The following is an 11967-nucleotide window of genomic DNA, read 5'->3' on the forward strand; positions in this document are numbered from 1 at the left end:
GCCCCTCGCCGCCGGGATCAGGAGGACAGCCCGCTCCAGTCGTCCGCCTCGACGCTCGCACCGGTCTCCTCGGCGCCCGCGTCGCTCTCCTCCGCGTCGGTGCCCTCCGGCGACAGTCGTCGCTCGTCTGCCACGACGTCGTCGAGCGCACCGAGGATCGCGTCACGCACCTCTCGCGGCTCGTGAAACTGCCTCCGCTCGCACCGCTCCAGCGCCGTCTCCAGGCGCTCGCTCCCCGCCCCGGTCTCCAGCTCGAACCCGCCGTACTGCTCGATCAGCTCGCCGACCGACACGGGGTACCGGTGCTCGCGGAGCGCCCGTTTCAGGGGGCCGAACGTCACCCCCGCCGTTCGACCGTGTCTCTCGTTGTCGTTGCTCATGCGTTCCCTTCAACGAGAAAGAAAATAATTCCCCAGGTCGGATCCGCGTGTCTCGCTCCCCCATTCGCTCTCACTCGCTCTCGTCCCTCCAATTCGCTCTCGTCCGCTCTCACCCTCTCCGATCTCACTTCCGAAGCCGCCTCCGCGCCGAGACCGTCGGCTATACGGCGCCTCCCGCCGAGGGGTTCGTATGCGCCTCGCGGACGCCACCTGGACCGACGTGCGCGACGCCGACGTCGACGTCGCGTTCGTCCCCGTCGGCAGCACCGAACAGCACGGCCCCCACGCGCCGCTTGGGACCGACACGCTCGACGCCGTCGCGGTCGCGGAGGCCGGGGCGACGGAGTACGGGGCCATGGCCGCCGACCGCGACGCGTCCGCGGGGGGCGCGGGCGAGGTCGCGGTCGCTCCGCCCGTCCCCGTCGGCGTCGCCGAGGAGCACCGCGCCTTCGACGGAACGCTGTGGGTCTCGCCGGACACCTTCCGGGCGTACGTCCGTGAGGCCGCCGAATCGCTGCCGCATCACGGGGTCGACCGAGTCGTGTTCGTCAACGGGCACGGCGGCAACGTGGAGGCGCTCGCGGAGGTCGCCCGGCGATTCTCCCGCGATCCCGCCCACGACGGGTACGCGGTCGCGTTCACCTGGTTCGAGGCGGTCGGCGGACACGCGAGCGACATGGGACACGCCGGCCCGCTGGAGACGGCGCTGCTGCGCGCGACGAACCCCGAACTCGTCCGCGAGGACCGCGTCGCGGCCGCGAGCGAGGGGGCCGCCGACCGCTGGGGCGAGTGGGTCTCGGGGGTGAACCTCGCGCACGACTCCGACGAGTTCACCGAGAACGGGGTGGTCGGCGACCCGCGGGAGGGGGACGCCGAGCGCGGGGAGGAGCTTCTGAACCTCGCGAGCGACGCGCTCGCGTCGCTCGCGGCGGCTGTCGTCGAGCGGGAACCGGCGTAGGAGTCGGGCGGGAACCGGCGTAGGAGTCGGGCGGGAACCGGCGTAGGAGTCGGGCGGAGCGCCGGGGGGCTACTCCTCGTCCTCGTCGTTCGCCGCGTCCTGCAGGGCGCCGCGGATCGCGGGGACGGTGCCGGTGAGCGAGGCGACCTCCTCGGCGGCGCTCTCGATGTCGCCCACGAGCGACTCCAGATCCTCGATCTCCGCCTTCAGATCGTCGGCGTCCTCGAACGCGTCGGCGCGCTCGCCGAGCACGTACGCCTTCTTCGCCGACCGGACCGATTCGAGCGCGTCGCCGACGTCGAGCGCGGACTTGAGCCCGTTGAGCGCCCCGAGAACGTTGTCCGCGTCCGTCTCCCACACGTCGTCCGGGTCGGGGAGTTCGGCCCGGGCGGCCGCGAGGTGCTCTTCGACCTCCGCGCGCGTCTCCGCGGCCGCCTCGCCGAACAGGTCGTCGTCGTCGAACGTGGACTGGCTCATATCCCACCTGTCGGGGCGACGCCTTTTAAAAACGCGCCCGAAAGCGAAAGTGAAATCTCCGAGGACGGGGCGTCAGGATCCCCGTCCCGTGCCGATGGCGGTTCAGTTCCGCTGCGCCTAGACGTCGGTTCCGGCTCACAGTCGGACGAGGAGCTCCAGGGTGATCAGCCCGACCAGCAGCGCCAGCACGCAGGTCAGCAGCGCGAGCGTCAGGAGCCACTCGAACACGCGCTCGGCACTCGGCGTGACGGCCAGCAGGCCAGGTCGGTCGACGGGATCGGTCTCGGACGGGGTCACGATCGGTTGTACACGCCGTCTGCCCCTAAACCCGACTATGAGGCCTCCATTCGGCCGTCGAGCGGTCCCCACGGCTCCGGAGCCCTCCGGAGACGCACCGGCTCGCGGTGGCGTCGCTCTCGTCTCAGACCTGGTTCCAGGGCGCCTCGTCGAAGTCGACGATCCGCTCGTCGCGGTCGAGCCCGTCGATACGATCGACGTCCTCGGGGTCGAGGTCGAGCTCGCGGGCGGCCCAGTTCTCCTCGACGTGCTCGGCGCTCGCCGCCTTCGGGATGGGCGCGACGCGCTCCTTCGAGAGCAGCCACGCGAGGCTCACCTGCGCCGGGCTCGCGTCGTGTTTCGCGGCGATTTCCCGGAGGGCGTCCACGTCGGCCACCCGATTGCGCGCGATGGGCGAGTACGCGACGAGCCAGTGGCCGTGCTCGATCGCACGCTCGCGGAGCTCGGTCTGCTGGAACAGCGGGTGGCACTCGACCTGGTGGGCGAACACGTCGTGGTCCAGCCGGTCGATCGCCTCGTCGAGTTGGTCGGGCCGAAAGTTCGAGAGCCCGATCCGGTCGACGACGCCGTCGTCGACGAGGTCGTCGAGGGCGGGCAGCGTCTCCTCCGGATCGTAGGTGTTGATCGGCCAGTGGACGTACAGCAGGTCGATCGAGTCGACGCCGAGCCGGTCGCGGCTCACCCGCGCGGTCGCGGTCGCGTCGTCGTACGAGAGGTTGTCCGTCGACAGCTTTGTCGCGACGAACAGGTCATCGCGGTCGACGTCGGTGCGGTCGATCCCCGTCCCGACCGACGCCTCGTTGTCGTACCCCTGTGCGGTGTCGACGTGGCGGTATCCGGTCTCGACCGCGTGGGCGACTCCGGAGACGCACTCCTCCCCGTGCGCCAGCTTGTACGTCCCGTACCCGAGCCGATCGAAGGCGTTGGACATACCGGGTCGGCGTGTGCGACCCCCGTCAACGTACCGGTCTCTGGCCTCGGCACGCCTCGTCGCGGCGCTCCCCGCGCCGCTCCGCCCTCCTAGTCGCCGCCGTCCGCCACCAGGTCCTCGTACCGCGCGCCGGTCTGTTTGAGCGTCTCCGTCGAGTAGAGCCGCTCGTGGGGGAAGGGGAGGTGGTCGGCCGCCAGCTCGTCGATCTTCGCGTCGACGGCCTCGGCCTCGCGCCCGTGGATCATCGTGAACAGGTTGTACTCCCAGCCCTGCTCGGTCCGGCGCGGGCGGTGGTAACACAGCGTGACGTACGGGAGGCTCCCGACCGCCTCGCCGCGCGCGTCGAGCTCGTCGTCGGGCACGTCCCAGACGACCATGCAGTTGTTCCTGAACCCGGTGACGACGTGGTTGACGACGCAGCCGATCCGCTTGATACAGCCGTCTGCGAGCAGGCGCTCGACCGCCGCGAGCACGTCGTTGAGCGGGGCGTCGATCTCGTCTGCCACGTCGGCGTAGGGGGTCGGAGACAGCGGGAAGCCGCCTTGGATCGCCAGGAGGAGGTCGCCTTCGAGGGGCGTGAGATCGCCGCGGGCGCGCTCGGAGATGCGGGTGGCGGAGACGGCCGTCTGATCCAGTGATTCTCGCGCAAAACGGTCGCCGTTGACGACGGGGAACTCGAGATCGATGTAGTAGTCCGTGAGCATCGGGAGGTTCAGCACCTCGCAGCCGGTCCGCTCTTCGATCTCCGCGAGGATCGCGTCGCGCCGCTCCCGGGAGCCCGCGGTGACGACGAACCACTGGTTCCACTCGTGGTCGCGCCGGTAGTTGTGGTTCACCTGCCGGTAGCCGTTGACGACCTCGGCGATCTCGTCGAAGCGGTCCTCGGGCGCGCGCACCGCCGCGAGCGTCGAGGAGCCGATGACGGGCGGGTTGAGCACCGCGCCGAACCGCCGGAACACCCCCCGTTCGCGGAGGGCGCGGACGCGGTCGAGGACGTCGTCGGCGTCGACGTCGACGCCCGTCTCGGCCGCGACGTCGCGAGCGACCCGCTCGAACGGGTGCGACTCGACGGGGAAGCCGCTCTGGTACCCGTCGATGAGCGCGGCGTCGACCGCGTCGATCCCGGCCCGCCAGTCTGCGTCCAGGCTCATTGGTCGGATCAGGGGACCCGCGTACGTACCGGTTTCGGAGGGAGCCAGCGGTTCCGGAAGGCGGTCGGTGACCTCGGGAGGCCGGTCAGTCGTCAGCGGGGGACTCGTCGGGAATCGGCGCGAACGGCCGAGCGCTCTCCTCCAACTGCGCCGCCGAGCAGCCGCCGATCGTGGCGGCCTGTTCGAGCGTCAGCGTGCGGGCGCGATACAGCGTGAGCGCGGTGGCGACGGATTTGGACGTCATCGGGAACAACTGTTCACTAGATGGACGAACATATAACTCTAACGCCTTTCAAAGCTCGTTAAAGGATCTACTAGTGCCAAAACACTCGTTATACAGTTTAAATACGCTCAAAACCGGACGTTCGTGTTTTCTCCATGTGGGATCGAATACCACGATTGCGGCGCGAGCCGGTCGGTTCGCCGTGTTCGCCGCTCTCGCGCGCTCGGCCGGCCCCTCTCTGAGGGCCCGATCTCGGCGATCGATTCCCGCGGCTCGGGAGTCGAGCGGGGGACTTTTCGTTCGAGGACCCGAACGGCGGGTATGGCTCAGGCGACACAGGAGTTCGGCGAGTGGCCCCTCAAGCGGCTGATGACCGAGGTCTGCGGCTCCGGTCACAAGTCGGCCGACGACCTCACGCGCGCGCAGGCGACCGAGGCGTTCGAGCGGATCCTCGCGGACGAGCCCGACCCGACGACGCTCGGGGCGTTCTGGCTCGCGAACCGCTGGAAGCGGAACACGCCCGAGGAGCTCGGCGCGTACGTCGACGTGATGTGCGAGCGCGTCGAGTACGCGGAACCCGACGTCGATCCCGTCGACTGCGGTGCCAACTACGACGGGAAGGGCCGGACCGCAATCTTGGGCGTCGCGGCGGGCGCGGTCGCGGCCGCCGCTGGCACCCCCGTCGTCGTCCACTCCGGTGACCGGGTCCCCACCCAGAAGCAGGACGCGTACAAGCACGTCTTAGACGAACTGGGCGTCCACACCGAGCTGACGCCCGCCGACTCCGCCGACATGGTCGACGAGACCGGCTTCGGCTTCTACTACCAGCCCGCGTTCAACCCGGCGATCGACGACCTGTTCGACCGCCGCGACCAGATGGGCGTCCGCACGTTCGTCAACACGATCGAGACGCTCGCGAACCCCGCCGGCGCGTCGGTCCACCTCGGCTCCTTCTACCACCTCGCGTTCGCGAAGAAGGTCGTCGACACGTTCGTCGAGAGCGAGTTCCACGACCTCGACCGCGTCCTCATGTTCCAGGGCATGGAGGGGTACGACGACGTGCGCCCCGGCTACACCAAGGTCGCCGAGTGGGACGCGGCCGGCGGGAGCGACGGCGAGGGAGACGACCCCGGCAGCGACGGCGCCTCCTTCGACGACTTCGAAATCGAGACCGCCGAGTACGGGATGGACCTCGAGGAGGCGGACCTCGCGGTCGACGACGTCGCGGTCGACTCCGCGCGGATCACGGAGGAGGTGCTCGCCGGCGAGCGCGACGACGCATTCGCCGACGCGGTCGCGGTCAACGCCGCGCTCCGGATCTACGCCCGCGAGGACGCCGACTCGATCGAGGAGGGGCTGGCGGCGGCCCGCGAGGCGATCGACGACGGCTCCGCGACGAACGTGCTCGAGGAGCTACGGGCGTTCTGACCCTCGGGGCGACGCCGACCCCGCTCCCGGCGTCCGCGGACCGTTTTTGGAGGAATTTTGGACCCAGTTCGGAAAGCCCACTTAGGCGTTCGTGACCAACTCTCACACGCACCGAACACCATGACACACGACGCCATCTCACACCGGGCGAGGTCCCGCAATGCCCGCGTGTGAACACTGCGACGCGCACGTCTCGGACCGGTTCGCCCGCGTGTTCTCGGACGCGCGCGGCCGGATCCACGCGTGCCCGAACTGCTCGGCAAACGCTGGTATCGCGGAGGTCACGAAGCGACGGGCGCACGACGCCTGAGCGGCCCGCCCCCTCCCCGGTTTTCGAGGTCCCCACCGCCGCCGACTACCGCTCCGGAGCCGGCGGCATCGACCGCTTGTGGGCGCTGCGCTCGTGGAGCTCGACGACGCGGTCGACGGCCGCCGCGGGCACGTCCAGCTCGCGGACCGTCGCCGACTTCGAGAGGCCGCCGTCGACGTGGACCGCGAGGATCGCGTCGACGGTGTCGTAGTCGAGACCCATCTCCTCCGCGTCGGTCTGTCCCTCCCACATGCCGGCGGTCGGCTCCTGCATCACGAGGTCCCGCGGGACGCCGACGTGGGCGGCGAGCTGGCGGACCTGCTGTTTGTAGAGGTTGCCGATGGGGTTGCAGTCGACCGCCTGGTCGCCGTACTTGGTGAAGTAGCCGGTCATCGCCTCCGCGCGGTTGCCGGTCCCCAGCACGATCCGGTTCTCCGCGTTGGCGACGAGGTAGTTCAGGACCGCACGGGTCCGGACGTACACGTTCCCGGCCGCCGTCCGGTCCTCGGCGGCCTCCGGAAACGCGTCGAAGAACGCCTCCGCGATCGGCTGGATCTCGACCACGTCGTACTCGATCCCGAGGTCGCGGGCGACGCGCTCGGCGTCGCTCATCACGTCGGGGTCGTTCACCGCGGCGGGCATCGTGATCCCGTGGAGGCCGCCCTCGCCGAGCGCCTCGACGGCGAGGTGCGCGGTCAGCGTCGAGTCGATCCCGCCCGAGAGGCCGAGGACGGCGCCCTCGGCGTCCGCGTCGTCGACGACGTCCGCGACGAACGAGACGACGCGCTCGCGGGTCGCCTCCAGCTCCGACTCCGAGAAGCGGAGGTCGAGCGGCGGATCGTCCGACAGCAACACCGACTGGTCCGAGTGCTGACTCATGGAGAGAGACAGGGACCGACGCGACTAATACCTCCTCGTTAACGCGCCGAACTGGACGTTCGTCGGATTCGACGGGGCGGGGTGGCGACGGAACGCGGCCTCTCAGTCCGACTCGGCCTCGGCCGGGATCCGGTCGGCGGCGTCCGCCGCGGCGACGTGGTCGGCCACCCGCCGCCGGTTCTCCGCGCCGACGCGGTCGGCGACGGTCTCGGCCATCTCCACCAGGTCCGCGCGGACCTCGCTGTCCTCGTCGCGGACGGTCGGCCCGTCGCGGTCCGCCGAGTCGAAGTCCGGGTGGACCGGCAGCGTGGCGAGCACCGGCACGTCGTAGTCGGCGGCGACCTCGTCCGCGCCGCCGCTGCCGAAGGTCCGGTGCGTGTCGCCGCAGCTCGGACACCGGAACCCGCTCATGTTCTCGACGACCCCGAGCACGGGCGCCTCGTGGTCGGCGAACAGCCGCAGCCCCTTGCGGGCGTCGGCGACCGCCATCTCTTGGGGAGTCGTGACGATGACGACGCCCGCGACGGGGAGGGTCTGGAGCAGGTTCAGCGACGCGTCGCCGGTCCCTGGCGGGAGGTCGACGACGAGGTAGTCGAGCCGCCCCCACTCGACCTCCTCGATGAACTTCATCATCACGTTGTTCACCATCGGGCCCCGAAGCACGGCCGGCTCGTCGCCGCCGGGCAGCAGGTGCTCGGTGCTCATCACCATGACCCCGTCCGAACGCGGCGGAACGATCTCGCCCTCGGGCAGCACGCCCGGTTCGTTCTCGGTCGGGAGCAGCCGGGGGACGTTCGGCCCGTGCACGTCCGCGTCGAGGACCCCGACGCGCGCGCCCCGGTCGTTGAGCGCGGCGGCGAGGTTGGCGGCGACGGTGGTCTTTCCGACGCCGCCCTTCCCGGAGGCGACGGCGATCACGTTGCGCACGTCCGGGAGCAACTCCCGCTCGACGCCGTGGTCGGCGCCGACCTCGGCGTGCAGGTCGGACTCCAGGCCGGCGTCCGCGACCGCGTCGCGGACCGCGTTGCCGATCTCCATCTCGGCGGGCGCGTACGGCGCGTTGAACGCCAGCGACACCTCCGCGGTGTCGCCTCGGACGGTCACGTCGTTCACGAGCCCCATGGAGACGATGTCGTCGTCGTTACACGGGTCCTCGACGGCCGCGAGTCGGTCGAGCAGGTCGGATTCGGTGGCGGTCATGGTTGAGTTGGGTCGGGTCGAAGGCGGTCGGCGGGCGATGCGTCAGAAGAACAGCACTCCGATGATCACCGTCGCGACGAACAGTCCGCCCCAGAGGGCGGTCGTCAGGCCGGCGAGGTACCCCACGCCGAGCAGGCCGGCGGTGCGGTCGCTCGGGTCGCCGAGGAACCACGCCGCGACCATCGCGTACACCGGTAGCAGCACGATGCCGAAGATGAGGTACGTGCCGGGCCCGACGAACGGGAGCGTGTACTCGGACGCGCTCTCGAGCGGAACCGGCGTCTCGGCGAGCGCGAACGGCGCGACGGCGAGTGCGGTCGTTGCGAGCGTCATGGGTTCACCTCCTCGTGGTCGTCCTCGATCGCGTGTAGCTCGACGACGGGGATCACCTTCGAGACGACGAGGAAGAACAGCACGACGACCCCGATCGTCCCGAGCAGCGCGGAGATCTCGATCGCCGACGGGACGTAGGGGCCGGGGACGCCGGCGTACACGTCGAGGTGCGCGTGCTGGAGCCCCTCGACGACGAACAGCACCTTCTCGGCGAGCGTCCCGGCGAGCACCCCGACCGAGAGGCCGACGAGCGCCCGCACGCTGAACAGATCGGGACGCAGGGACGTCGCGAACGCGTACAGCATGGCGACCGCGACGAGCCCGATCGCGACCCAGTACAGCGGGGTCGATATCTTCACCTCGGCGGCGTGCTGGAGCGTCGTCGGCGCGGCGAAGATCCCCGTGATCACCTGCTGGAGCTGGAGCCACAGGAAGATGAGGCTGAAGAATCCGAGCCACTTGCCCAGTCCGTGGAACACCGCGTCCGGGATGAGCTCCTCCCAGCCGTACGCGTACCGGAACGCGGCGGAGATGATGATGATCCCGCTGACGGCGGAGGTTAACGCGATCGAGAGGAACGACGGCCCCTGGACCCCGCCGGCCCAGCCGGCCATCGAGGGTAGGAGCGAGAACAGCCACGGGATCACCCCGCCGTGGAGCAGCAGCGGCGCCATGATGATGATCGCGAACGCGATCCACCACACCATCCGCTCGACGACGGCGTCCTCCTTCTCGGAGTAGCCGACGAGCAGGGCGCGGTACAGCGGGTCGAACCGGTCCGGCAGGCGGTCGCGCAGCCGGTGGACGTCGTACCGTATCGTCAGGCCGAGGTACGTCGCGGTCAACACGAAGTACGCGGTGATGACGGTCACGTCCCACGTCAGCGGCGACCACTGGACGCGGGTCGGCCACGCCGGGATCACGCTCGTCACCAGCCGGTCGGGGCGACCGACGTGGATGAGGATGAAGATACCCGCGCAGGTCAGCGCGGCAATCGTCAACAGCTCGGCGAGCCGCGCGACCGGCTGGTACGTGTCCATCCCCAGCAGCCGGACCGCCGCCGACAGGATGATCCCGCCGTGGGCGATGCCGACCCACCAGATGAACGCGCCGATGTACAGCCCCCACGGCACGCCGCCGCCGGAGCCCCAGTCCGAGAGGTTGGTGACGATCAGCCCGTGCCGGAGCTGCTGGTAGTAGAAGGCCAGCCAGACGCCGATGAGGCCGACCGCGACCGCCAGCGCCACGAGGTACCGCTTGGAGACCGACCGGACGGGCCGCAGGAGCGTGTCGCGGTCGACCCCGGTCACGTCGACGCTCACGCCGTCTCACCCCCCGCTGCCGCTCCGCCCTCGTCGAGCACTTCCTTGCGGTTGTCGACGAGGCCGACCTCCTCGTAGCTCACCGGACCGTCGACCTGTTCAGCGTGCGGCGACGGCTCGTCGCCGATGAAGGTGACGTTGGGCTCGGTGCCGCGCTCTTCTAACAGCTTGAACGTCGAGACCGTGTCCTCCTTGCGGTCGGGGAACTCGTCGGTGTCGTTCTCGTGTTCGTCCCGGTACTCGCGGAGGTGCCGGTTGGGCGCGCTCTCCGGGTCGTTCAGGTCGCCGAAGTGGACGGCGTCCATCGAGCACGCCTCCTCACAGGCGGTCGTCCCGACCTTCTCTTCGCCCATCTGGCCGTCCTGCCGGTCGACGCAGAACGTGCACTTGCCCATCACGCCCTCCGGCGGGCGGGCGCCGACCCACCTGCCGCGGTCGTCGATCTGGTGTTCGTCCGGAATCTCCGAGTCGGGCACGTCCGGCTCGCCCCACTGGAAGTAGTTGACGCCGTACGGGCAGGAAACCTCGCAGTACCGACAGCCGATGCAGATGTCGTAGTCCGTGAGGACGAGCCCGTCCTCCGCGCGGGTGTGGCGGGCGCCCACCGGACACACTTTCGTGCACGGCGAGTCGGTGCAGTGCTGGCAGGTGCGCGGCAGGAGGCTCTCGTCCTCCTGTCCCTCGTCCTCGAAGGCGAAGACGTACATCCAGTTCGCCCCCTCCGAGAGGCCGTGTTCCTGGCTACAGGCGGCCGCGCAGGCGAGACACCCGTCGCAGTTGTTGAGGTTGACCGTCATCCCCCAGCGGGTGTCCGGGTCGTCGTCGCCGGCGCCCGCGCCGCCGTCGCCGCCCTGGCCCGCGGCGTTCTGTGCGGTCCCCCAGCCGGCGAGGCCCAGCGCGCCGGCGGCCGCGGCGCCCTTCTTCATCACCGACCGCCGGGACTCCTCGCCGTCGGGGTCCATCCCGGACAGCGCCGCGCCGAGCCGGTCGAGGTACCCCCCGCCGTCTCCGGTGTCCCCGCCGGCGGCGTCGGGCTCCGGCAGGTCGATCTCTCGTTCGTCCGTGGCGAACTCCTCGACGATCCGGTCGTGGTACCGTTCGTAGAACGCGACCTCCGAGAGGTCGCCAGCGGACACCCGCTGGGCGTCTCGGGCCATCTCCAGCCCGAGGTCCGCGTCGTACCCCGTCTCGTCGAGGAGGCGTCTGTACCGCTCCTCGTCGTCCACAGGTGGTGACTCGTCCGTGCTCATGGTTGGTATCCCGTTTGACGGCGACCGCGGCCGTAGCCGAGGAGCCGCCGTCGGGCGCGTTCGCCGCCTCGGCCGCGCGCCGCGGCCGGCGGCGAGGGCGATCCCGTCCGTGCGGTGGACACGACGTGACGACCCCGTTCCGACTGCGCGCCGGAGTCCCCGTGAATCGTGCCGCTCGTTCCAACCCGTTGAGAAGGGGAGCCGAACCTGTTCGTGCGGACACTCATGCGGAAACCGAGCGCGGTCCCGAGCCCGATCGAGAGCAGTCCCTCGCGGTCGCCTCGCTATCGATCAAACAGTCCCTCGCGGTCGTCTCGCTACCGGTCCAACAGCCCCTCGCGGTCGTCTCGCTACCGGTCCAACAGCCCCTCGCGGTCGGCCAGCAACAGTCCTTCGAGCGTCGCGTCGTTCGTCGGCGGCTCTCGGGCGATCGCGAGCGCCTCCTCGATCGGGACCGCCCGCGGCGCGAGGAACTCGTTGCTGTCGTGGTCGACGGCGACCGGTTCGAGCCCCTCGGCGAACACGTACCCGCGCCTGTGCCGGAGCACGCCCGTCGAACACCACACCTCCTGGAGGAGCGTCGTCGAGGAGGGGGCGAAGCCGGTCTCCTCGGCGAGCTCGCGCGCCCCGGCTGCGGTGTACGACTCGCCGCGCTCGACTATCCCCGCGGGCAGCTCCAGCTGGGTGTTCCGGACCGTCGGCCGGTACTGCTCGACGAACAGCACGTCGCCGTCGGCGACCGCGACCACGACCGCCGCGGGCGACAGCTCCGCCCAGTAGTACTTCTTCTCCGTCCCGTCGGGCTGTTCGACGCGGTCGTATCCCCCC

At 70.2% G+C, this 11967-nt stretch carries 15 protein-coding genes; 3 read left to right on the forward strand and 12 right to left on the reverse strand.

What is annotated here, in order from left to right:
- Positions 1 to 17: 17 nt before the first annotated feature.
- Entirely contained in the window at positions 18 to 380 is a 363-nt protein-coding gene (locus U4E84_RS09510; RefSeq protein WP_322531857.1) for a hypothetical protein, read from the reverse strand.
- 190 nt (positions 381 to 570) lie between these two features.
- Here U4E84_RS09510 and U4E84_RS09515 point away from each other — a divergent pair, with 190 nt between their 5' ends.
- A complete protein-coding gene (locus U4E84_RS09515) occupies positions 571 to 1338 on the forward strand; it encodes a creatininase family protein (RefSeq protein ID WP_322531858.1) in 768 nt (255 codons plus the stop codon).
- Between the two features lie 69 nt (positions 1339 to 1407).
- Here the strand turns inward: U4E84_RS09515 and U4E84_RS09520 are convergent, their stop codons facing one another.
- From U4E84_RS09520 to U4E84_RS09540, 5 genes are all read right to left on the reverse strand, one after another.
- Positions 1408 to 1815 carry a DUF5790 family protein gene (locus U4E84_RS09520; protein WP_322531859.1) on the reverse strand — a complete coding sequence of 136 codons (408 nt, stop codon included), beginning with the start codon at positions 1813 to 1815 and terminating at the stop codon, positions 1408 to 1410.
- 135 nt (positions 1816 to 1950) lie between these two features.
- The gene (locus U4E84_RS09525; protein ID WP_322531860.1) at positions 1951 to 2112 is read right to left on the reverse strand and encodes a hypothetical protein; all 162 of its coding nucleotides are present in this window, start codon (positions 2110 to 2112) and stop codon (positions 1951 to 1953) included.
- A 124-nt stretch (positions 2113 to 2236) separates the two neighbouring features.
- The gene (locus U4E84_RS09530; RefSeq protein WP_322531861.1) at positions 2237 to 3043 is read right to left on the reverse strand and encodes an aldo/keto reductase; all 807 of its coding nucleotides are present in this window, start codon (positions 3041 to 3043) and stop codon (positions 2237 to 2239) included.
- Positions 3044 to 3132: 89 nt separating this feature from the next.
- Positions 3133 to 4194, reverse strand: a complete 1062-nt coding sequence (locus U4E84_RS09535) for an Lrp/AsnC family transcriptional regulator (protein WP_322531862.1) — start codon at positions 4192 to 4194, stop codon at positions 3133 to 3135.
- An 85-nt stretch (positions 4195 to 4279) separates the two neighbouring features.
- A complete protein-coding gene (locus tag U4E84_RS09540; protein ID WP_322531863.1) occupies positions 4280 to 4438 on the reverse strand; it encodes a hypothetical protein in 159 nt (52 codons plus the stop codon).
- A gap of 300 nt (positions 4439 to 4738) precedes the next feature.
- Between U4E84_RS09540 and U4E84_RS09545 the strand changes: the two genes are divergently transcribed.
- Both U4E84_RS09545 and U4E84_RS09550 read left to right on the forward strand, forming a co-directional pair.
- Entirely contained in the window at positions 4739 to 5845 is a 1107-nt protein-coding gene (locus U4E84_RS09545) for an anthranilate phosphoribosyltransferase (protein ID WP_322531864.1), read from the forward strand.
- A 160-nt stretch (positions 5846 to 6005) separates the two neighbouring features.
- Positions 6006 to 6155, forward strand: coding sequence for a hypothetical protein (locus U4E84_RS09550; RefSeq protein WP_322531865.1), 150 nt, complete (start codon positions 6006 to 6008; stop codon positions 6153 to 6155).
- A 45-nt stretch (positions 6156 to 6200) separates the two neighbouring features.
- Here U4E84_RS09550 and U4E84_RS09555 read toward each other — a convergent pair whose 3' ends face one another.
- From U4E84_RS09555 to U4E84_RS09580, 6 genes are all read right to left on the reverse strand, one after another.
- Positions 6201 to 7034 (reverse strand): NAD+ synthase, encoded by an 834-nt coding sequence (locus U4E84_RS09555; protein ID WP_322531866.1) that lies wholly within the window; start codon positions 7032 to 7034, stop codon positions 6201 to 6203.
- Between the two features lie 102 nt (positions 7035 to 7136).
- Positions 7137 to 8234, reverse strand: a complete 1098-nt coding sequence (locus tag U4E84_RS09560) for an Mrp/NBP35 family ATP-binding protein (RefSeq protein ID WP_322531867.1) — start codon at positions 8232 to 8234, stop codon at positions 7137 to 7139.
- A gap of 42 nt (positions 8235 to 8276) precedes the next feature.
- Positions 8277 to 8567, reverse strand: a complete 291-nt coding sequence (locus U4E84_RS09565; RefSeq protein ID WP_322531868.1) for a hypothetical protein — start codon at positions 8565 to 8567, stop codon at positions 8277 to 8279.
- Positions 8564 to 9889, reverse strand: a complete 1326-nt coding sequence (gene nrfD, locus U4E84_RS09570) for an NrfD/PsrC family molybdoenzyme membrane anchor subunit (RefSeq protein ID WP_322531869.1) — start codon at positions 9887 to 9889, stop codon at positions 8564 to 8566. The genes U4E84_RS09565 and nrfD overlap by 4 nt, the downstream gene beginning before the upstream one ends.
- A complete protein-coding gene (locus U4E84_RS09575) occupies positions 9886 to 11139 on the reverse strand; it encodes a 4Fe-4S ferredoxin N-terminal domain-containing protein (protein WP_322531870.1) in 1254 nt (417 codons plus the stop codon). The genes nrfD and U4E84_RS09575 overlap by 4 nt, the downstream gene beginning before the upstream one ends.
- Positions 11140 to 11489: 350 nt before the next feature.
- Positions 11490 to 11967, reverse strand: a 478-nt coding sequence (locus U4E84_RS09580; protein ID WP_322531871.1) for an NUDIX hydrolase, incomplete at its 5' end; no start/stop codon positions are given.

The sequence above is a fragment of the Halorubrum sp. AD140 genome (assembly GCF_034497445.1).
GTDB lineage: Archaea > Halobacteriota > Halobacteria > Halobacteriales > Haloferacaceae > Halorubrum.

Bases quoted from the DNA above. Each gene is read 5' to 3' on its own strand.
- U4E84_RS09540 (WP_322531863.1), bottom strand. From the start codon at position 4,438: ATGACGTCCAAATCCGTCGCCACCGCGCTCACGCTGTATCGCGCCCGC.
- U4E84_RS09575 (WP_322531870.1), bottom strand. From the start codon at position 11,139: ATGAGCACGGACGAGTCACCACCTGTGGACGACGAGGAGCGGTACAGA.
- U4E84_RS09520 (WP_322531859.1), bottom strand. From the start codon at position 1,815: ATGAGCCAGTCCACGTTCGACGACGACGACCTGTTCGGCGAGGCGGCC.
- U4E84_RS09555 (WP_322531866.1), bottom strand. From the start codon at position 7,034: ATGAGTCAGCACTCGGACCAGTCGGTGTTGCTGTCGGACGATCCGCCG.
- U4E84_RS09565 (WP_322531868.1), bottom strand. From the start codon at position 8,567: ATGACGCTCGCAACGACCGCACTCGCCGTCGCGCCGTTCGCGCTCGCC.
- U4E84_RS09510 (WP_322531857.1), bottom strand. From the start codon at position 380: ATGAGCAACGACAACGAGAGACACGGTCGAACGGCGGGGGTGACGTTC.
- U4E84_RS09550 (WP_322531865.1), top strand. From the start codon at position 6,006: ATGCCCGCGTGTGAACACTGCGACGCGCACGTCTCGGACCGGTTCGCC.
- U4E84_RS09515 (WP_322531858.1), top strand. From the start codon at position 571: ATGCGCCTCGCGGACGCCACCTGGACCGACGTGCGCGACGCCGACGTC.
- U4E84_RS09530 (WP_322531861.1), bottom strand. From the start codon at position 3,043: ATGTCCAACGCCTTCGATCGGCTCGGGTACGGGACGTACAAGCTGGCG.
- U4E84_RS09535 (WP_322531862.1), bottom strand. From the start codon at position 4,194: ATGAGCCTGGACGCAGACTGGCGGGCCGGGATCGACGCGGTCGACGCC.
- U4E84_RS09545 (WP_322531864.1), top strand. From the start codon at position 4,739: ATGGCTCAGGCGACACAGGAGTTCGGCGAGTGGCCCCTCAAGCGGCTG.
- U4E84_RS09560 (WP_322531867.1), bottom strand. From the start codon at position 8,234: ATGACCGCCACCGAATCCGACCTGCTCGACCGACTCGCGGCCGTCGAG.